The sequence below is a fragment of the Aquitalea sp. S1-19 genome, assembly GCF_024343515.1.
In genome coordinates this window covers 1-19320 of record NZ_RJTZ01000063.1, presented here as the reverse complement: position 1 = coordinate 19320, position 19320 = coordinate 1, and the positions used below count along the sequence as shown (strand labels likewise).

At 59.8% G+C, this 19320-nt stretch carries 20 protein-coding genes; 7 read left to right on the top strand and 13 right to left on the bottom strand.

Annotated elements, in window-relative coordinates:
* Window positions 1-32: 32 nt before the first annotated feature.
* The 10 genes from pabC to EGI20_RS10725 form a co-directional block, all read right to left on the bottom strand.
* On the bottom strand, window positions 33-842 hold the full coding sequence (gene pabC, locus EGI20_RS10770; RefSeq protein ID WP_498631457.1) for an aminodeoxychorismate lyase: 810 nt from the start codon (window positions 840-842) through the stop codon (window positions 33-35).
* A complete protein-coding gene (locus tag EGI20_RS10765; protein ID WP_498631456.1) occupies window positions 842-2137 on the bottom strand; it encodes an aminodeoxychorismate synthase component I in 1296 nt (431 codons plus the stop codon). The genes pabC and EGI20_RS10765 overlap by 1 nt, the downstream gene beginning before the upstream one ends.
* A gap of 90 nt (window positions 2138-2227) precedes the next feature.
* Window positions 2228-3469: a beta-ketoacyl-ACP synthase II gene (gene fabF, locus EGI20_RS10760; protein WP_498631455.1), complete on the bottom strand. Its 1242-nt coding sequence runs from the start codon at window positions 3467-3469 to the stop codon at window positions 2228-2230.
* A 165-nt stretch (window positions 3470-3634) separates the two neighbouring features.
* A complete protein-coding gene (gene acpP, locus EGI20_RS10755; RefSeq protein WP_124734062.1) occupies window positions 3635-3874 on the bottom strand; it encodes an acyl carrier protein in 240 nt (79 codons plus the stop codon).
* A gap of 105 nt (window positions 3875-3979) precedes the next feature.
* Window positions 3980-4717: a 3-oxoacyl-ACP reductase FabG gene (gene fabG, locus EGI20_RS10750; RefSeq protein ID WP_498631454.1), complete on the bottom strand. Its 738-nt coding sequence runs from the start codon at window positions 4715-4717 to the stop codon at window positions 3980-3982.
* A 21-nt stretch (window positions 4718-4738) separates the two neighbouring features.
* Entirely contained in the window at window positions 4739-5668 is a 930-nt protein-coding gene (gene fabD, locus EGI20_RS10745) for an ACP S-malonyltransferase (RefSeq protein WP_160794250.1), read from the bottom strand.
* 62 nt (window positions 5669-5730) lie between these two features.
* Window positions 5731-6690 carry a beta-ketoacyl-ACP synthase III gene (locus EGI20_RS10740; RefSeq protein ID WP_498631453.1) on the bottom strand — a complete coding sequence of 320 codons (960 nt, stop codon included), beginning with the start codon at window positions 6688-6690 and terminating at the stop codon, window positions 5731-5733.
* 1 nt (window position 6691) lies between these two features.
* The gene (gene plsX, locus EGI20_RS10735; RefSeq protein ID WP_160794248.1) at window positions 6692-7741 is read right to left on the bottom strand and encodes a phosphate acyltransferase PlsX; all 1050 of its coding nucleotides are present in this window, start codon (window positions 7739-7741) and stop codon (window positions 6692-6694) included.
* Between the two features lie 56 nt (window positions 7742-7797).
* Entirely contained in the window at window positions 7798-7977 is a 180-nt protein-coding gene (gene rpmF / locus EGI20_RS10730; RefSeq protein ID WP_124734057.1) for a 50S ribosomal protein L32, read from the bottom strand.
* 25 nt (window positions 7978-8002) lie between these two features.
* Window positions 8003-8506, bottom strand: a complete 504-nt coding sequence (locus tag EGI20_RS10725; protein WP_124734056.1) for a YceD family protein — start codon at window positions 8504-8506, stop codon at window positions 8003-8005.
* Between the two features lie 56 nt (window positions 8507-8562).
* On the opposite strand from EGI20_RS10725, the gene EGI20_RS10720 reads away from it, so the two are divergent.
* The 3 genes from EGI20_RS10720 to pncB all read left to right on the top strand — a co-directional run bounded on the left by EGI20_RS10720 (window position 8563) and on the right by pncB (window position 11120).
* Window positions 8563-9147, top strand: coding sequence for a Maf family nucleotide pyrophosphatase (locus EGI20_RS10720; protein WP_498631452.1), 585 nt, complete (start codon window positions 8563-8565; stop codon window positions 9145-9147).
* Window positions 9147-9848, top strand: coding sequence for an SAM-dependent methyltransferase (locus tag EGI20_RS10715; protein WP_498631451.1), 702 nt, complete (start codon window positions 9147-9149; stop codon window positions 9846-9848). Before EGI20_RS10720 ends, EGI20_RS10715 begins: the two co-directional genes overlap by 1 nt.
* A 78-nt stretch (window positions 9849-9926) precedes the next feature.
* The gene (gene pncB, locus EGI20_RS10710) at window positions 9927-11120 is read left to right on the top strand and encodes a nicotinate phosphoribosyltransferase (protein ID WP_498631450.1); all 1194 of its coding nucleotides are present in this window, start codon (window positions 9927-9929) and stop codon (window positions 11118-11120) included.
* Window positions 11121-11190: 70 nt separating this feature from the next.
* On the opposite strand, the gene EGI20_RS10705 is transcribed toward pncB, so the two are convergent.
* The gene (locus tag EGI20_RS10705) at window positions 11191-12042 is read right to left on the bottom strand and encodes a Rossmann-like and DUF2520 domain-containing protein (protein ID WP_498631449.1); all 852 of its coding nucleotides are present in this window, start codon (window positions 12040-12042) and stop codon (window positions 11191-11193) included.
* A 77-nt stretch (window positions 12043-12119) separates the two neighbouring features.
* Between EGI20_RS10705 and EGI20_RS10700 the strand changes: the two genes are divergently transcribed.
* From EGI20_RS10700 to EGI20_RS10685, 4 genes are all read left to right on the top strand, one after another.
* Window positions 12120-12689: a LemA family protein gene (locus EGI20_RS10700; protein WP_498631448.1), complete on the top strand. Its 570-nt coding sequence runs from the start codon at window positions 12120-12122 to the stop codon at window positions 12687-12689.
* Entirely contained in the window at window positions 12658-13590 is a 933-nt protein-coding gene (locus EGI20_RS10695) for an LSm family protein (RefSeq protein WP_498631447.1), read from the top strand. The genes EGI20_RS10700 and EGI20_RS10695 overlap by 32 nt, the downstream gene beginning before the upstream one ends.
* A gap of 19 nt (window positions 13591-13609) precedes the next feature.
* Window positions 13610-14878, top strand: a complete 1269-nt coding sequence (locus EGI20_RS10690; RefSeq protein ID WP_498631446.1) for an O-acetylhomoserine aminocarboxypropyltransferase/cysteine synthase family protein — start codon at window positions 13610-13612, stop codon at window positions 14876-14878.
* A 622-nt stretch (window positions 14879-15500) separates the two neighbouring features.
* Window positions 15501-16601 (top strand): porin, encoded by a 1101-nt coding sequence (locus EGI20_RS10685; RefSeq protein WP_498631445.1) that lies wholly within the window; start codon window positions 15501-15503, stop codon window positions 16599-16601.
* 174 nt (window positions 16602-16775) lie between these two features.
* Here the strand turns inward: EGI20_RS10685 and EGI20_RS10680 are convergent, their stop codons facing one another.
* Both EGI20_RS10680 and EGI20_RS10675 read right to left on the bottom strand, forming a co-directional pair.
* Window positions 16776-17438 carry a TetR/AcrR family transcriptional regulator gene (locus EGI20_RS10680; protein WP_498631444.1) on the bottom strand — a complete coding sequence of 221 codons (663 nt, stop codon included), beginning with the start codon at window positions 17436-17438 and terminating at the stop codon, window positions 16776-16778.
* 413 nt (window positions 17439-17851) lie between these two features.
* Window positions 17852-19320 (bottom strand): beta-eliminating lyase-related protein (locus tag EGI20_RS10675; protein WP_498631443.1); only part of this gene is annotated, 1469 nt, incomplete at its 5' end.

Sequence of the window (19320 nt, the reverse complement as noted above, 5' to 3'; positions counted from 1 at the left end):
TTTGAGTACTGGCAGCTTGAGGGGGCCGAGGATTAAGGCTCGCGCGCAAGGCGCGCCTGCAGGCGCTGCGCCAGGGCAAAATCGTCCCAGAAGCGCTCATTCAGCCTTGCCAGCGGCCAGATGCCGATCAGGCTATTGCACAGGAAAACCTCGTCCGCCATCAGCACATCCTGCGGCAACAGGCGCACCACTTTTGGCAGGTAACCCAATGCAGGCAAGCTATCCAGCAGCCAGGCACGCAGCGCACCGCTCACGCCGCAACGATCCAGCGCCGGGGTCAGTACCTCGCCGCCACGCAGCACAAAAAGATTGCTCATGGTGCCTTCCACCACATAGCCTTCGCTATCCAGCATCAGCCCCTCGCGCAGCGCCGGGTCTTGCCACTCCGAGCGCGCCAGAACGTTTTCCAGCCGGTTCAAATGCTTGATGCCGGCTAAGCGCGGCTGGATGGCCAGACGCATATCGCACCAGCGCACAGCAATCCCCTCCCGGGCACAGGCGGGCGGGTAGCCGCTCCATGCACTCACCGCCACCACCCGGCTACCCGTAGCAGTCACAGGGATGGCGTAGCCGCGCATCCCCTGACCGCGGCTGATGGTGACCTTGGCCACCGCGCGCACCAGACCGGCGGCGGCGCGCGCAAGCTCGGCCAGCAGCTCCGTCTCGTCCGGGCAGGGCAAGGCCAGCGCAGCACAGTCCGCCTGCAAGCGCGCCCACTGCCACGGCCATAGCCGCGGCTGCCCGTCGATCAGCTCCAGCGTGCGATAGACGCCGTCACCGTAAGCCAGTGCACGGTCATGCACGCTCAGGGTATCGGCGAGCTCGCCATTGACCAGCACCATCAGGCTTGCTCCACGCCAAGCGCCCGCAAAAGGCCGCGCGCCTTGTGCCGCGTTTCCTGCAATTCGCGCTCGGGGTCGGAGTCGGCCACGATGCCGCCGCCGGCCCGGAAGCGCAGCTGCTGCTCTTGCTGCATAAAGGTGCGGATCAGGATATTCAGATCCAGCGTACCGTCGTGGTTCAGATAACCCAGACTGCCGGTGTAGGCACGGCGCGCACTGTTCTCCAGCTCGCGGATAATCTGCATGGTGCGCACCTTGGGGCAACCGGTAATGGTGCCACCGGGGAACAGCGCACGCAGCACCTCCACCGTGGTGACATCGGGACGGATGCGCCCGCGTACATTGGATTCGATATGATGCACATAGGCGTAGCTGGCGATCGCCATCAGCTCGTTCACTTCGACCGTACCCGGCTGTGAAATCCGCCCCAGATCATTGCGCTCCAGATCGATCAGCATCACATGCTCGGCGCGCTCCTTGCTGCTGTCAGCCAGACGCTGTTTAAGCGCCGCATCCTCGGCCGCATCCCTGGAGCGCGGATGGGTGCCGGCAATCGGCCGCGTATCGGCCCAGCCATCGCGCACCCGCACCAGACGCTCGGGCGAGGAGCTGACAATCTGTGCGTTCCCCAGATCAGCCAGCGCCGAAAAAGGCGCCGGATTGGCCAGGCGCAAGGCGGCATACAGATCGGCGGCGCGCAATCCCGCGGCCAGCTCGGCACGCCAGCCGCGCGAAATATTCACCTGGAACACATCGCCTTCGACGATGTAGTCCTTCAGGCGCAATACGGCATCGGTATACCAGTGCGGGGGATCTTCCTCCAGCGCAGCCAGCTGTACAGGCTTTGCGGCAAAAGCCGGGCATGACTGCACCCGCGCCTGCAAATCTTCCAGCAGCTCGGCACTTTCCGCCATCAGCGTCGCCTGGCCGCTGCTACGCTCGACCAAAACCGCCGCCGGAATGCGCGCCAATGCCGCCAGCGGGAAGCTGTCGGCCAGCGCCGGTGCAACCGAAGGCTCGAATTCGGACAATAAGTCATAGCCCAGATAAACAAACCAGCCGCCACTAAAGGGCAGGTGCTGCGCCGGCAAGGACGTATCCACCGGCAAGGCGCGCAGATCGGCCACAAAAGCCGCCCCCTCCCCACCCTGATAGATACGGGTCTCTTGTGGCAGGGCAAACAGGATGTCCCAGCCCGTGTCGCCGGAAGACTGCAACAGATAGGGGAAAGTGGCCCGGTCGGCGGCATAGAGCGCCAGAAGATCAGGGACTGAATCGAGTAATCGGCTAAACATGTATCGTCCGCAAGGTGGCGCAGGCTGAAAAAAAGAAAACCGCCGCGAGTGTATCGCAGCGGTTTTTTCCGTCAAGGCCGGACAGTCCGGTCAGATCTTGCGGAATACCAGCGTACCGTTGGTACCACCAAAACCGAAGGAGTTGGAGATGGCCACATCGATCTTCATATCGCGCGCAGTATTGGCCACATAGTCGAGGTCGCAACCGGCTTCGAAGTCCTGCTCCTGCAGGTTGATAGTCGGCGGCGAAACCTGATGATGCAGCGCCAGAATGGAGTAGATCGCCTCCACCCCGCCCGCGCCACCCAAGAGGTGGCCGGTCATGGACTTGGTCGAGTTCACCACCAGCTTATGGGCATGGTCGCCGAAGGCAAGCTTGAGCGCAGCGGTTTCGTTGGCGTCGCCCAGCGGCGTCGAGGTGCCGTGCGCATTGACGTAATCCACCTCATCGGCGTTGACGCCGGCATCCTTGAGCGCGTTTTTCACGCCGCGAGCCGGGCCTTCCGCATTCGGTGCCGTGATATGGTAGGCGTCCGAGCTCATGCCGAAACCGGCAAGCTCAGCATAGATGGTCGCCCCGCGCGCCAGCGCGTGCTCATACTCTTCCAGCACCAGCACGCCGGCGCCTTCACCCATCACAAAGCCGTCGCGACCCTTGTCCCAAGGGCGGGACGAAGCAGCCGGATCATCGTTGCGGGTGGACAGCGCCTTCATGGCGGCAAAACCGCCGATACCCAGACGGGCAATCGCACACTCGGCGCCACCAGCCACCATCACATCCGCGTCGCCGTACTGGATCACGCGCGCAGCATCACCGATGCAATGCGCACCGGTAGTGCACGCCGACACAATGCCATAGCTCGGGCCCTGATAGCCCTTGAGGATGGACACATGGCCGGCAATCATATTGATCAGCGAGCCAGGGATAAAGAACGGGCCGATTTTGCGCGGACCACCTTCGATCAAGGCGACACCGGTGTCCTCGATCAGCGGCAAGCCGCCGATACCGGAACCGATATTGACGCCGACGCGGGTCTTGTCCAGACGCTCGTACGCGTCCAGACCGGAATCGGTAATGGCCTGCAAGGCAGCAGCGATGCCGTAATGGATGAAAGCATCCATGCGGCGCGCATCCTTGGCAGGAATATATTGGGTGATATCGAAGTCTTTGACTTCACCGGCGATCTGGCACGCCAGATCACTGGCATCGAAACGGGTAATACGACCAATGCCGCTCTTGCCAGCCAGCAGCGTGGCCCATGCACTAGCCACATCGTTACCGACCGGGGACACCTGACCGAGGCCGGTGATTACGACTCTGCGTTTTGACACAGGGACTCTCCATTAAAAGAGAAAAAAGCTGTCTTGCGTGATCCTGCCACTGCCTTGCTTGATGCAGGACAGTCAAACACACGTTTGGGCAGTAAAAACTGAAAGACCCCTGCGTGGTGAGCCATGGCCACACCGGCAGAGGTCTTGGACAATCCCGTGAAGGGATTACTTGTTCAGGTGGGCAGTGACGTAGTCAACAGCCTGCTGCACGGTGGTGATCTTCTCGGCATCTTCATCCGGAATTTCGCACTCGAACTCTTCTTCGAGAGCCATCACCAGTTCCACGGTGTCAAGGGAGTCTGCACCCAGATCGTCAACGAAGGAAGATTCGATCTTCACTTCGGCTTCGTTCACACCCAGTTGCTCAGCGACGATTTTCTTGACGCGCGCTTCGATATTTTCCATTTGTAACCCTTCGCCTTTCTGTTTCGGGACAAGCTGAACCCGAGTATTCTACAAAAAAAAATTAGAGTAGCCCAACTAAAAATTTATGATTCATCATAAATTCATTCAGGGCATCAACATCCCGCCATTTACATGCAAGGTCTGGCCCGTGATATAAGCCGCCTTGTCCGACGCCAGAAACACCACGGCATCGGCAATATCTTGTGCATCGCCCAAGCGCCCCAGCGCGATCTGGCCAACCAGCGCCTCACGTTGTGCCTCGGGTAGCGCACGGGTCATATCGGTATCGATAAAGCCCGGCGCCACGCAATTCACCGTGATGCCGCGGCTGCCCACTTCGCGCGCCATCGACTTGGTAAAGCCGATGATACCCGCCTTTGCCGCTGCATAGTTAGCCTGACCCGCATTCCCCATCACGCCAACGACCGAGGCGATATTGATCACCCGGCCAAAGCGCGCCTTCATCATGGCGCGCAGCACGGCTTTGGAAGCCTTGAATACCGACTTGAGGTTGGTATCCATGATGTCGTCCCAGTCGCTGTCCTTCATCCGCATCAGCAGGCCGTCACGGGTGATGCCGGCATTGTTGACCAGAATGGCGATGGCACCGTGTTGTTTTTCAATCACAGCCACCAGATTCTCGATCGCGTCGTCTGCGGTGACATTCAGCTCCATGCCCAGACCGCCAAACTCGGCCAGCCGTGCCGAAATCGCCACGGCACCGGCTTCCGATGTCGCCGTTCCGATCACGATCGCGCCTTCGCGCGCCAGCGAGTCGGCAATGGCGGCGCCGATGCCGCGCGATGCGCCGGTGACCAGTGCTACTTTACCCTTCAAGCTCATAGCGTCCCCTTCCCTGCAATATCAGAGCAGTTCGCTGCGCGCGGCTTCCAGCGCTGCAGCATCCACCAGCGCCAGACAGCGCACGCTGCTGTCTATGCGTTTACCCAAACCGGCCAGCACCTTGCCCGGGCCGCACTCGGCCATCAGCGGCAGGCCATCGGCCACCAGCTTCTGCACCGTTTCGGTCCAGCGCACCGGGCTATACAGCTGGCGCGTCAGCGCATCACGAATCTGATCCGCATCCTGATAGCTGGCCACATCGGCGTTATGCAGTACCGGAATGGCCGGCGCATTGATATGTACGTTCTTGAGCGCCACCGCCAGTTGGTCGGCAGCAGGGCGCATCAGCGCGCAATGCGAAGGCACGGAGACCGGCAGCGGCAAGGCGCGCTTGGCACCCTTGTCCTTGCACAGCCCCATGGCACGCTCGACGGCGGCCTTGTTCCCGGCAATCACCACCTGCCCTGGCGAATTGAAGTTCACCGGTTCGACAACCTCGCCCTGCGCCGCTTCGGCGCAAGCCGCCACGATGTCGGCGTCCGCCAGCCCCAGAATGGCGGCCATCGCCCCCACTCCGGCCGGCACCGCCGCCTGCATCGCTTCGGCGCGCAGGCGCACAAGCTTGATGGCTTCGGCAAACGGCAAGGCACCCGCCGCCACCAGGGCGGTGTACTCGCCCAGGCTATGGCCGGCCAATGCCGCAGGCTGGACACCGCCCAGTTCCTGCCACGCGAGATATGTCGCGTAGCCTGCGGCCAGCATGATAGGCTGGGTATTGACGGTTGCGTTGATGGCGTCGGCTGAATCGGCGTTCAGCATGGCCCACAAATCCAGCGACAAAGCATCGGATGCTTCAGCAAAAGTATGCCGGACAACAGGCAGACCTTCGAAGCCGGCCATCATATTGAGGCTCTGCGAGCCCTGACCGGGAAAAACGAAAGCAAAAGCCATAAATACAGCCCCTTGAAGATGTCGCGCCTAGCGCGCAATGTCCACCGGCATGGCCGGCAGGCTCAGTACGTCAGCAATACGGCACCCCAGGCAAAACCGCCGCCTATGCCTTCCAGCAAAACAGTCTGACCGCGCTGGATACGGCCATCGCGTACGGCGGTGTCCAGCGCAAGCGGAATCGATGCCGCCGAGGTATTACCCTGATCGGGCAGGGTAACAATCACCCGCTCCATCGGCAGTTTCAGATGCTTGGCAGTCGACTCGATAATGCGCAAATTGGCCTGATGCGGCACCAGCCAGTCCACTTCGCTCTGCGCCACGCCCGCTTCGGACAGCGTCTTGTTGGCGATATCGGCCAGCGCCTTGACGGCAAACTTGAATACCGCCGGACCATCCATAAACAGATAAGGCATACCCTGGATCTTGCCGCCGGAAATCTGCGCCGGCGTATTCAGGATGTCCTTGTAGCGCCCGTCGGCAGCCAGCTTGGCGTGACGGATGCCCGGCGTATCGGATGCGCCCAGTATCACGGCGCCGGCACCATCGCCAAACAGCACACAGGTACGGCGGTCTTCCCAATCCAGGATGCGCGTCAGTACTTCGGCGCCGATCACCAGCGCCTTGGTCGCCAGACCCGCCTTGATATAGGCATCGGCGGTCACCAGCCCGTACATAAAGCCGGCACATACCGCCTGCACATCAAAAGCCGGGCCGCCATGAATGCCCAGCTTTTCCTGCAACAGGCAGGCTACGCTGGGAAACACCATATCCGGCGTGGTGGTGGCAACAATAATCAGATCGATCTCGTTGCGGTCTATGCCGGCACTGGCTATCGCCGCTTCGGCGGCATGCAGGGCAAGATCGCTGGTTTTCTGATCGGGGTCAGCAATACGACGCTCACGGATACCGGTACGGGAGACAATCCATTCATCGGAGGTCTCCACCCGTTCGGCCAGCGTCGCATTGCTTAGCACCGTAGGTGGCAGATAGCTGCCGGTGCCAAGAATGCGGGAATAAATCATATTATGCAGGAACCTGATTCGCTTGGGCCTCGGCGCGCTGTCTGTTCTCTTGGTGCAGCGCGACCTGGTCGGTAATGTGGCCTATCACGTCGGAGTCGACTTCCTCGCAAGCCTGCTCCAGCGCAAAACGGAATCCTATCGCGTCGGTTCCACCGTGGCTCTTCACCACAATGCCCCTCAAGCCCAGCATGCTGGCACCGTTATAACGACGGGTATCGACGCGCGACTTGAAGTGTTTCAGCACAGGCATTGCGGCCAGCGCACACAGGCGCGTCCACCAGGTGCGGGTGAACTCTTCACGCAGGAAAACGGAAATCATGTGCGCCAGACCTTCGGAAGTCTTGAGCGCGACATTGCCGGTAAAGCCGTCGCATACAACCACATCTACCGTACCCTTGTAGATATCGTCGCCTTCGACATTACCGTAAAAATTCAGTTCGGACGCCCGGAACAGTTCGGCGGCCAGCTTGATATTGCCGGTGCCCTTGATCTCTTCGGAGCCGATATTCAGCAAGCCCACCGTCGGGCGCGCTTGATGCGACACGCTGGCGACCAGTTCGGCCCCCATAATGCCAAATTGCAGCAGTTGTTCCGGCGTGCAATCGACGTTGGCGCCCAGATCCAGTACGCAAGTGGTGCCGCGAACGGTAGGCATCAGCTTGGCAATGGCGGGACGGTCGATACCCGGAATGGTTTTCAGGACAAATCTGGCGGTTGCCATCAAGGCACCGGTATTCCCGGCGGAAACACACGCCTGGGCGCGGCCTTCCTTGACCAGATTAATAGCCACCCGCATCGACGAATCTTTTTTGTTCTTGAGTGCAAGCTGGGGCGCTTCGTCCATGTCTACGACCTGGGTCGCATGCTGGATCTCGATGCGCGAACGCAAACGCGGCTCGCACGAATGCAGCTCGGCTTCGATGGCCGTGCTGTCACCCACAAGAATCAATTTATTGTCGGGATGGTCGTGCAGAAATTGGATGGATGCGGGAATGGTGACCTTGAGTCCAACGTCACCACCCATGGCATCCACCGCTACGGTGATACTCATCAGCGTCTTCGGTAGTCAACTACCTGTTGTATGGAACAGGAAGTCAAGGTGAACGATTACTCGCTCTTGGCCTTCACAACCTGGCGACCGCGGTAGAAACCGTTAGGGCTGATGTGGTGACGCAGATGACGCTCACCGGTCGTCGCTTCAACAGCCAGCGAAGGAGCGGTCAGGAAATCGTGGGCGCGGTGCATGCCACGCTTGGATGGGGATTTTTTGTTCTGCTGAACGGCCATGATTGACTCCTAAAAAATTCAAACTTTATTCGGACTTGGGTTTCTTGAGCGCAGCCAGCACCGCGAACGGATTCGGCTTTCCGGCTTTGCCGTGCTCAAGCAACTCGTCACCGCACTGATCGTGCTTGGGTGACAAGGACAAGCCCATGATGATCTCGTCTTCGACCAGCGCGATCACGTCCAACTCTTCCTCGGCCATAACGGCATCGAGTTCTTCGTTGTCCTCGACAGCGGCAGCCAGTTTCTCTTCGTCCCGGAAGAACGTCAGTACGGCTTCACTCTCTATGGGATATTCCATAGGCTCCAGACAACGCTGACAGATGACATTAACTGTCCCTGTCACCTTGAGCCGGAGAGACGGGCGGCGCGAGCCATCCATAAAGCCTTCAGCCGTAAACTGAACCGCCCCGCTGTTGTCAGCGAGGTTTTCCAGTACACGTTCATCCAGGTCGGCGATGGTGCGGCGACCATTGCGACTTTGGCCATCACGGCCAAACGCGAGCGGATCGATCAAAATCGGGTTAGACATAAACGCGAGATGATATAATTGCCGCCACGGATTTGTCAAAGCAATCAAGCCTCAACATGCAAAAAGCCATCGTACTTGCCTCCACCTCGCGCTACCGGCGCGAAATCGTCGAACGTCTGGGCCTGCCTATCCATTGCGCAGCACCCGTTTGCGACGAAACGCCGCTCGCCGGCGAAAGCGCACTGGAAACGGCGGTGCGCCTGGCACGCATCAAGGCCATGTCGCTGGCCGACGCCTATACCGACGCGCTGATCATAGGCGGCGACCAGGTTGCCCTGCTTGATGGCCAGCAGATAGGCAAGCCCGGCAGCTTTGAAAACGGCGTCGCCATGCTGCAATGGATGAGCGGGCGCACCGTCGTCTTCCACTCGGCGCTGGCGCTTTATAACAGCAAAAGCGGCCGTCTGCAGGAAAACGTCGGCCTGACCCGCGTCACCTTGCGCCAATTAAGCGAAAGCCAGATCCGCACCTACCTCAGCCGCGAACCGGATGCGCTGCACTGCGCTGGCGCAGCCAAAAGCGAGGGGCTGGGCGGCGCGCTGTTGCAAAGCGTCGAATCCGACGACCCCAATTCCCTGATCGGCGTTCCCCTGTTCGCCCTGATCAGCATGCTAATCAACGAAGGCATAGACATACTCTGATGACCGGCACCCTTTACCTGATCCCGACGCCGCTGGGCGATGAAAACACACCGTGGCTGCCCGAGCACGAACGCCTGCGCGTCATCCATATCACCACCTTTGTGGTCGAGGCGGAAAAAACCGCGCGCAAGCACCTCAAGGCGCTGGGCGTGACCACGCCGATACGCGAGCTGACGCTCAACACGCTGAACGAGCACACGCCAGAGGCCGATGTCGCGACGCTATTGCAGCCCTTGCTGGACGGGCAGGATGTGGGCCTGGTATCCGAAGCCGGCTGCCCAGCCGTTGCCGACCCCGGTGCGCAACTGGTGGCACTGGCCCACGCCAAAGGCGTGCGGGTGGAGCCCATGATAGGGCCATCGTCCATCTTGCTGGCACTGATGGCCTCCGGCGCCAACGGCCAGTGCTTCGCCTTTCACGGCTACCTGCCGGTTGACGGCAGCGAACGCACCCACGCCATTCAGGCGCTGGAAGCGCGCTCGCGCCAGAACAAGGAGACGCAGGTCTTTATCGAAACGCCGTACCGCAACAACACCATGCTGGCCGAACTGAGAAAAACTCTCGCCCCGTCCACCCGCCTGTGTGTGGCGGCCGATTTGACCCTGCCTAGCCAGACCATCGTCAGTCTGCCTGTTGCCGACTGGCCCAAGGACGCGCCCGACTTTCACAAGCGTCCGGCCATCTTTATCGTTCACGCATAAAAACAGCGCCGCGCCGGCATACGGCGCGGCCGCTTAAGCCCATCCTTATCAAGCGGACACCGCAGCCCTATGCCGGCCATGCCCCCCATCATCACCTCCTTGCTCGACACCGACCTGTACAAGTTCACCATGCTGCAGGTGGTGCTGCACCAGTTCCCGGCCGCGCATGGCGAATACGCCTTTAAATGCCGCAACACGCCGCAGCGGCCGCTCTCCTCGCTGAAAAACGCACTCGAAGCGCAACTGGATGCCCTGTGCGCGCTGCACTTCACTCAGGACGAACTAGGCTATTTGCGCAGCCTGCGCTTTATCAAGAGCGACTTTGTCGACTATCTGGAGTTGTTCCATCTGCAGCGGCGCTTTATCCGCGTGACAGAACAGGGGGAGGAACTGCTTATCAGCATCAAGGGCCCGATGATACAGGCGATGTTTTTCGAGATTTTCGTGCTCGCCATCGTCAACGAACTCTATTTCCAGCCGCAAGACAATAGCGCCATACGCGCAGAAGGCCAGCGCAGGCTGCAAGAGAAAATCGCCCGTCTGCAAGCCTTCAGCCAGAGCGCGCGCCCGGCCAGCCATGGCCCACTGCTTTTGTCGGACTTTGGCACCCGCCGCCGCTTCTCGCGCGACTGGCACGCCCATGTCGTCGCCAGCTTGCAAAGGGAAGTCCCCGATATTTTTCGCGGCACCAGCAATGTCTATCTGGCGTGGCAGCTGGGCATCACCCCGATCGGTACCATGGCACACGAGTTTTTCCAGGCTTTTCAGGCGCTGGGCGTACGCTTGCGCGACTTTCAAAAGGCGGCACTGGAAGCATGGGTGCAGGAATACCGCGGCGATCTGGGTATAGCGTTGACCGACGTGGTGGGCATGGATGCCTTTCTCGCCGACTTCGACCTTTATTTTGCCAAGCTGTTTGACGGACTGCGCCACGACAGCGGCGACCCTTATCTCTGGGGCGAGAAGGCCATTGCCCACTATCAGGCGCTACGCATCCCGCCGCACAGCAAGATGCTGGTCTTTAGCGATGCGCTCGACGTGGACAAGGCGCTGGCGCTGCACCAGCATTTCAGCGAACGCATCCAGATAAGCTTCGGCATCGGCACCAATTTCAGCAACGATATGGGACTCACCCCCTTGCAGATCGTCCTCAAGCTGGTCAGCTGCAATGGCCAGCCAGTCGCCAAGCTGTCCGATAGCCCGGGCAAAACCATGCCCGCCGATGCGACCGTCCTCGCCTACCTGAGGCAGGTATTCGGGATCAGGGAATAAAAAATCGGGGAGTAGGGTGTGGGGAGTAGACGCAGTAACTCTCCATTTCCTACTCACCACTCCCTGTCAATTATTCCAGCTCCTTGCGCAAGACCTGCTTCTGCCCCGCATCCAGCCTGTCCCCGGCAAGCTCTACCGTGACTTGGCCCAGCGCGCGATACAAGGCACCCTGCCCCTTATCCAGCACCGTCAGATGCGATGCCACGGTCGCGACATCACCGCGCACAATAGGGCCGGTCAGGGCCGCTTCCGTCCCCAGCGCCAGCGCGTTGTCCAGCGACTGGCGCATCAGGCCGCCCAACAGGCGCCGCGCAACCGCGTGCTCGATACCAGCATTGGCCGCTACGCCTTCGGCCAGTGCCACCAGCGTCACCAGATAATTGGAAGCGATACTCAAGGCCGCGTGATAGGCGACCTTGCCCTCGCCCTCCAGATAAAATGCCTCGCCACCAATGGCCGCCACCAGTTGCGCAAGTCGCTCGCACGCTACCGCCTCGCCTTCCAGCGCGCACAAGCTGCCGGCAAAGGTTTGCCGCGCGCGCTCAGGCTCGGCAAAAGAAAATGCCGGATGCAGGCTGGCCACCTGCGCACCCTGCTGCGCCAAAGGGGCCAGCAAGGCCGAGGAACACGCACCGCTGGCGTGAAAAACCACAGTCCCCGGGCACACGACTTTCGCATCAGCCAGCGCCTGGGCAACGGAGGCAATGGCGCCATCCGGCACGGCTATCAGGGTCAAATCGGCTGGAGGCAGATCCGCCAGCGCATCCAGCGCCTGCGCCGCACCGACAAAAGCGGCGGCCTCCCGCGCATGCGAGCGCTCACGACACAACACCGCCGCCACCCGGTAGCGCCCCGAGTCCTGCGCCAGTCGCCCCAGCACCTTGCCCAGCCGTCCCGCACCCACAATATTCAAGCTCAGCATCGCTCTATTACCCTTGTTTTATTGACGCGCCCCGTGCCGGATATCATCATGGCATGATTGGTTCAAGGAGCGCGATCATGTATCTCTGGATTTTGCTGGCGGTGTTCGCCGCCCTGCTGCTGTACGCCGTCAGCCTGTATAACGCACTGGTGCGCATCAAGCATGAAGTCAGCCGCAGCTGGGCCAATATCGATGTCTTGCTCAAGCAGCGCCACGACGAACTGCCCAAGCTGGTGGCGGTGTGCCAGCAATACGCCCAGTTCGAGCAGGCGACGCTGACCCGCGTCATGGAAGCGCGCGCCGCCATCCGTACGGCGACCCGCGGCGGCGACATCGCCCGCATCGGCGAGCTGGAAGGCAGCCTGCGCGGCCTTCTCGGCCAGATCTACGCCGTGGCCGAAGCCTACCCCGAACTCAAGGCCGACCAGCAATTTACCCTGCTAAGCGAGCGCATCAGCACACTGGAAAACGCCATCGCCGACCGGCGCGAACTCTACAACGAAGCGGTCAATATCAACAATATCCGCATCGAGCAATTCCCCGATGTGCTGATCGCCCAGACCATGGGCTTTGCCAAGGCCAGCCCCTTGCGTTTCAGCAGCCAGGACAAGGCCGATGTGGACATTGCCGCACTATTTAACCGCTGAACTGTTACCCGGCGCAAAGCCCGGCGCCTCGCAGCGTCTGAGCGCGCTGCTGGCTTACCCGGCCTTGCTGTGGTGTGTCTGGCAGCTGCGCTTTTTGCCACTTTTTCTGCCCGCATCCGCGCTTGTTCTTGTCTACGCCCTGGCCTTATGGCACATCAACTACCGCCGCTACCGCGCCATCGCCGACACCCCCACCGCCCGCGCCCGCAGCGCGGCCCTCGGTTACACCGAACTTTATGGCTATGCCCTGAATCACGAACAGGCACCGCTGTTTTCTCCGCTATCCGGCCGCCCCTGCGTCTGGTACCGCTGGCATAAGCAGTGGCAAGGACAAAGCGTACTGGGTAAAAGCAGCGAATCAGCACAAAGCGAAGCCAGCTGGCGTTTGCGCGACACAAGCGGCGGCGAAGTCATCATCCACCCCGAAGGCGCCACCATCCAGAGCGCCCACCGCCGCATCACGCTGGATGATGGCTGGCGCATCACCGAAGAATGGATAGCCGAACACGACCCGCTCTATGTATTGGGCACGCTGTCCGCTATCGGCGGCACGCAGAGTGAGGCGCAACAACGCGAAGACGTGAAACTTGAACTGGAACACCTCAAGCAGGATCAGGCACAGCTGCTGGCACGCTTTGACCGTAACCGCGATGGCCAGATCGATATGGAAGAATGGGAAGCGGCACGGCGCGCCATTCATGCCGAAGTCAGCCGCGAACATGCCGAGCTGGCCGCCGCGCCGCTCACCCACCATCTGACAGCACCCAGCGACGGGCGCCATTTCATCATCAGCCACCGCGCGCCCGCTCACGCCGCCCGCCACTTTCGCCGCCTGGCCTGGCTGCATCTGGCCGCCGCCGGCCTCAGCCTGTGGCTGCTAAACGCCATCGCCCGCCATTAACCCTCCCCAAGGAGAAACCATGAAGATAGAAACCCTCGCCGTCCACGCCGGCTACAGCCCGGAGCCAACCACCCATGCGGTAGCCGTGCCGCTCTACCAGACGGCCAGCTACGCCTTTGACAGCACCCAGCACGCAGCCGACCTGTTCGACCTTAAAGTGTCGGGCAATATCTACACCCGCATCATGAACCCGACCACCGACGTGCTGGAGCAGCGCGTGGCCGCGCTGGAAGGCGGCATCGGCGCACTGGCGGTGGCCTCCGGCATGGCGGCGATCAGCTACGCGATCCAGACCATTGCCGAAGCCGGCGACAATATCATTGCCACCAGCACGCTGTATGGCGGCACCTACAATCTGTTCGCCCACACCTTCCCGCAACTGGGCATCAAGGTGCATTTCGTCGATCACCGCGACCCGGCCTCCATCGCCCAGTATGTGGACGCGCGCACCAAGGCGGTATTCTGCGAATCGATCGGCAACCCGTTGGGCAATGTGGTCGACTTCGCCGCCTTTGCCGAGGAAGCACATAAGCACGGCCTGCCGCTGATCGTCGACAACACCGTGCCCTCTCCTTATCTGTGCCGCCCGTTCGAGCACGGCGCCGACATCGTAGTGCACTCGCTCACCAAATACCTCGGCGGTCACGGCACCAGCATAGGCGGCATCATCGTCGACTCCGGCAAGTTCCCGTGGGGCGCACACGCCCAGCGCTTTGTGCGCCTGAACACCCCCGACGTCAGCTACCACGGCGTCAACTATGTCGAGGCGCTGGGTGCTGCCGCCTATATCGCCCGCGCCCGCGTAGTGCCGCTTCGTAATATGGGCGCGGCCATCTCGCCGTTCAACGCGCGCGAAATCCTGCTCGGCATCGAAACACTGGCACTACGCATGGACCGCATCTGCGACAACACGCTGAAGGTGGCGCAGCATCTGGCCAGCCATCCCAAGGTCGAGTGGGTCGAGTACGCGGCACTGAAAGGCAACCCGTCCAAGCCTCTGGTCGATCGTTATATGGGCGGCCGCGCCTCGGGGATTTTGTCGTTCGGGGTCAAGGGCGGCATCGAAGCCGGCGCACGCTTTATCGACGCGCTGCAACTGATCACCCGTCTCGTCAATATCGGCGACGCCAAGAGTCTGGCCTGCCACCCGGCCAGCACCACCCACCGTCAGCTCTCGCCCGAAGAGCAGCTCAAGGCCGGCGTACGTCCGGAAATGGTGCGCCTGTCCATAGGCATCGAGCACTGCGACGACATTCTGGCCGACATCGAACAGGCGCTGCAGGCGTAAAACAACCGCAGGATGGGTGCAGGCCGAAGGCCGTAACCCATCCCGCGTAACCACCATCCAGCACCCCCACCCCGCCATGGGTTGCGCTTCGCTTCCCCCATCCTGCGCCCGACCCAAAAAATACAGACAGCGACTGATTCCGATCAAGGCAAGGCAAAGCCGGGAATTATTTTATTTACATAGCCTTCACTCGCAACTAGAATGGTCTTCGACAGATATGCTTGCTCATGAGTCTTTCTGTTGTTTCGAGATTAGGTATTGCGCCCATCCTCTGCGGATGGGCTTTTTTTATGCCCGCCCCATTCCACCAAGGCTCTCAAAAAAGACAAAAGTCCGGCATAAAGCGCCACAAAAAGAAAACATAAAGGCAAACAAAGCCAAAATAACCACAAAAACAGCATAAACAGGCAAACGAATAGCTACGCCATAATATCAGTATTTTTTAATAATCAAATCAACAACTTACCCTAAAACCAAGTCAAACACACCCACATCAAGAGCAAGCCAGCGCTTGCAAAGTGTTACAAAAAAGCAACAGTTTGCATTCTAAATGTTGCGCACCACCCTGCATGGACGTTAGCATTTGCTCGCAAATTTCTTCTACGCACAAGGAAGTTTAAACATGAAAAAAGTACTGATCGCTGCTCTGGTTTCCGCACTGCCAGCTGCTGCTATGGCTGATGTAACCGTTTACGGTATCATCAAAGGTGGTGTTGAATCCGTTGATGCAGGTAAGACCAAAGAAACCAAGATCGAAGACGTTGGCTCGCGCATCGGTTTCAAGGGCAATGAAGATCTGGGTAACGGCCTGAAGGCTATCTGGCAGGTTGAAACCGCTGTTTCCACCGACGACAGCAGCAACAGCGGCAACTGGGCTTCGCGCCAGTCCTTTATCGGTCTGACTTCCGACTTCGGTACCATCCGTCTGGGTAACCTGTCCAACTTCGGCGACTCCGACATGGGCACCGTTGACCCATACGAATATAACGACGATGCACTGGGCCTGGGCATCTACACCCGCGGCAACACCCGTGTGAAAAACGCCGTTCGTATCGACTCCCCAGAATATGCAGGCTTCAAGGCTGCCTTCCTGTACGGCACCGAAGAAGACCGTGACACCCGTAACGAACTCTTTATCAACGATGCTGACCAGCCAGATGTTAAAGAAGTTGCTTCCAAAGACCGCGAAACCTACAACCTGGGTCTGGGTTACGAGTATGGCCCAATGTTCGCCAAGTATGCTTACACCTACCGCACCGGCCTGAACACCGTTGCAGGCGAAAAGGCTGAAGCAGGCAAGCAGCACCAACTGGAAGTTGGCTACGAAGCCAACAACCTGTTCCTGGCTGCCGGCTATCGCCACAACAAGGGCGCAATGGACCAGACCTTTGCTGACATCCTGGAATTCAACAAGGCAACTACCACCGCTCTGGGCGATGCTTCCAGCTTCAAGTCCCAAGAATTTGCACTGACCGCTGCTTACTCCATCGGCAACTTCACGCCTAAGTTCACCTATGCCCAAGGCCTCGACATCAAGGCTGACGGTAAGAAGCTGAGCAACTCCGGCTACGAACAGATCGTTGTTGGCACCGACTACGCACTGTCCAAGCGTACCGTAGTTAGCGGCCAATACGGCCAGATCAAGCGCGACAGCGCTCTGGTTAACGTTGGTGATGACGATACCGTTAAAGCCTTCGGCGCTTACATCACCCACGCTTTCTAAGCTTGGTTTGATGAAGCAAAAAACCGGTGCTCAGCGCCGGTTTTTTTACGCATGGATATCGACAGGAAAACAAAAACCGCCAAGCTCACACCGGCGGTTTTTTACTCCCTACTCCCTCAAGATGGGTTGCGCTGCGCTTCACCCATCCTGCTCCCCACTCCCTACCTAACAAACTCACGCCTGCGGCAACGATGCTAGGTCGTATACCGGATTGACGGTATCGGCGCCTTTCTTGGCCAGACGTGCCAGCTCCTGACGCAGGATGTTCTGCAACCACTGCTCGCGTAGCGGCGATGCCTCGACTTCGCGGCTCATGGTGCGGTACAGCGACATGCCGTGATAGGTAGTCATCATGGTCAGCGCCATGGCGACGAATTCGCTATTGCCGGCATAGCGCGGGAAATAGGTGCCCAGCAAGGCGATAAAACGGTCGCGCTGGCGCAGGCCGTCGCGGGCGATCAGGCTGGACAGCTCGGGCTGGGTGCGCGCCGCCATCATCAGCTCCATCAGCACCACATAGTGCACATCGGCCACCAGCGAGCGCATCAGGCACACCATCTTGTCCTCATCCGACGCATCCGCCGGCAAAGCCACCAGATCGGCGGCGGCACGGTCGAACAAGAGATCAATGGTGCTGTTGTACACCAGTTGCATCAACTCGTTCTTGGTGGCGAAATGACGGAACAAGGCACCCTGCGACAGTTCGGCGCGCTGGCAGATAATCTGCACGCTGGCACCCTGATAGCCCAGCTCGTTGATGCAATCGATGGCGGAGGCCACCAGTTTACCTATGGTGCCTTCGCGGCGGCTTTGTTGGGTTCTGCGTGTCGGACTCATTTTTTATCTCGCTTTAACGTGTGCAGGCCTGATGTCGCGGATCATAACAGCAAAATACCAAACGGGTAACTTGATGTGTGATGCACTCGCTCGCATCCTGCTTGCCAGGCGTGAGTAGCACGAGGCCACTTACACCCTGCAAGCAGCAATAATTATTAAAATTCAAATACTTACAAAAATCAGCATGCAATAGATACTGAACAACCTCGTCAGTACAATAGGGGAAACACCCTATCTAATATTTGCCAGCCTCTTTGTTATGTCGCATTTATCCGACAGCAGCTTACGCCTCAATAAAAAAGCCCGCAAGCTTTAGCTCGCGGGCACTTTCTTTTACTGTGGCAATACATCACATCCTCGCCACTTGCACGGGTGACAAGCGAAGGCTGAATGCATCACCCCAGAAAGACAGCTTACAAATAATCCGCCGTTGCCGGGCAGCTGCACACCAGATTACGGTCCCCGTACACGTCGTCGATGCGGTTCACCGCCGGCCAGAACTTGTTGTCCAGTACATAAGGCAGCGGGAACAAACCCTGCTCGCGGCTGTATGGCCGGTTCCAGTCGGCAGCGATATCGGCCTTGCCGTGCGGCGCATTGACCAGCGGATTATTGTCCGCCGGCCAGACGCCATCCTCGACTGCCTGCACTTCTGCCCGTATCGCCAGCATCGCGGCGATAAAACGGTCAAGCTCGACCTGACTCTCGCTCTCGGTCGGTTCTATCATCAGCGTGCCGGCTACCGGGAAGCTCATGGTCGGGGCGTGGAAGCCGTAGTCCATCAGGCGCTTGGCGATATCGACTTCGGTGATGCCGGAGGCCGCCTTGAGCGGGCGCAAGTCGATGATGCACTCGTGCGCCACCCGCCCTTGCTTGCCGCTATACAGCACCGGATAGTGCGGCGCGAGCCTTGCGGCAACGTAGTTGGCATTCAAAAGTGCATGCTCGGTCGCCAGTTTCATGCCCTCTGCCCCCATCATGGTGATATACATCCACGAGATAGGCAGGATGGAAGCCGAGCCGAATGGCGCGGCAGACACCGCCCCTTGGCCTGCCTGCGCACCCGGCACTTCACTCACCACATGGTTGGCCATGAATGGCGCCAGATGCGACTTCATGCCGATCGGGCCCATGCCCGGACCGCCGCCGCCATGCGGAATGCAGAAGGTCTTGTGCAGATTCATGTGCAGCACATCGGCACCGATATCGGCCGGACGGGTCAGCCCCACCTGCGCATTCATATTGGCGCCATCCATATACACCTGCGCCCCGTAACCATGCACCAATGCACAGATATCGCGGATGCTTTCTTCGAACACGCCGTGGGTAGACGGGTAGGTAATCATCAGCGCGCCCAGGCGATCGGCGTGCAGCTCGGCCTTGGCCTTGAGATCGGTGAGATCCACATTGCCCAATTCGTCGCACTTCACCACCACCACCTGCATGCCCAGCATCTGCGCGGTAGCGGGGTTGGTGCCGTGTGCCGATTGCGGAATCAGGCACACGGTGCGCGCAACATCACCACGGCTTTCGTGGTAGCGCAAGATAGCGAGCAAGCCGGCATATTCGCCCGAGGCGCCGGAGTTGGGCTGCATCGAGATGGCGTCAAAACCGGTAATCGCCATCAGCTGCGCCTGCAAGCCGGCAATCATTTCGTGATAGCCAACCGCCTGATCGGCCGGGCAGAACGGATGCAGCTCGGCAAAAGCAGGCCAGGTCACCGGCAGCATCTCGGCCACGGCGTTCAGCTTCATGGTGCACGAGCCCAGACTGATCATGGAATGATTCAGTGCGAGGTCGCGGTTTTCCAGACGCTTGAGGTAGCGCAACATTCCGTGTTCGGTGTGGTACTGGTTGAACACCGGATGGGTCAGGATGGCCG

Coding starts and splice junctions, on each gene's coding strand:
- EGI20_RS10705 (WP_498631449.1), bottom strand. CDS start 12,042: ATGCTGAGCTTGAATATTGTGGGTGCGGGACGGCTGGGCAAGGTGCTG.
- EGI20_RS10700 (WP_498631448.1), top strand. CDS start 12,120: ATGTATCTCTGGATTTTGCTGGCGGTGTTCGCCGCCCTGCTGCTGTAC.
- fabD (WP_160794250.1), bottom strand. CDS start 5,668: ATGGCTTTTGCTTTCGTTTTTCCCGGTCAGGGCTCGCAGAGCCTCAAT.
- EGI20_RS10725 (WP_124734056.1), bottom strand. CDS start 8,506: ATGTCTAACCCGATTTTGATCGATCCGCTCGCGTTTGGCCGTGATGGC.
- EGI20_RS10715 (WP_498631451.1), top strand. CDS start 9,147: ATGACCGGCACCCTTTACCTGATCCCGACGCCGCTGGGCGATGAAAAC.
- rpmF (WP_124734057.1), bottom strand. CDS start 7,977: ATGGCCGTTCAGCAGAACAAAAAATCCCCATCCAAGCGTGGCATGCAC.
- EGI20_RS10690 (WP_498631446.1), top strand. CDS start 13,610: ATGAAGATAGAAACCCTCGCCGTCCACGCCGGCTACAGCCCGGAGCCA.
- pncB (WP_498631450.1), top strand. CDS start 9,927: ATGCCCCCCATCATCACCTCCTTGCTCGACACCGACCTGTACAAGTTC.
- EGI20_RS10740 (WP_498631453.1), bottom strand. CDS start 6,690: ATGATTTATTCCCGCATTCTTGGCACCGGCAGCTATCTGCCACCTACG.
- EGI20_RS10680 (WP_498631444.1), bottom strand. CDS start 17,438: ATGAGTCCGACACGCAGAACCCAACAAAGCCGCCGCGAAGGCACCATA.
- pabC (WP_498631457.1), bottom strand. CDS start 842: ATGGTGCTGGTCAATGGCGAGCTCGCCGATACCCTGAGCGTGCATGAC.
- EGI20_RS10720 (WP_498631452.1), top strand. CDS start 8,563: ATGCAAAAAGCCATCGTACTTGCCTCCACCTCGCGCTACCGGCGCGAA.
- fabG (WP_498631454.1), bottom strand. CDS start 4,717: ATGAGCTTGAAGGGTAAAGTAGCACTGGTCACCGGCGCATCGCGCGGC.
- EGI20_RS10765 (WP_498631456.1), bottom strand. CDS start 2,137: ATGTTTAGCCGATTACTCGATTCAGTCCCTGATCTTCTGGCGCTCTAT.
- EGI20_RS10685 (WP_498631445.1), top strand. CDS start 15,501: ATGAAAAAAGTACTGATCGCTGCTCTGGTTTCCGCACTGCCAGCTGCT.
- EGI20_RS10695 (WP_498631447.1), top strand. CDS start 12,658: ATGTGGACATTGCCGCACTATTTAACCGCTGAACTGTTACCCGGCGCA.
- plsX (WP_160794248.1), bottom strand. CDS start 7,741: ATGAGTATCACCGTAGCGGTGGATGCCATGGGTGGTGACGTTGGACTC.
- acpP (WP_124734062.1), bottom strand. CDS start 3,874: ATGGAAAATATCGAAGCGCGCGTCAAGAAAATCGTCGCTGAGCAACTG.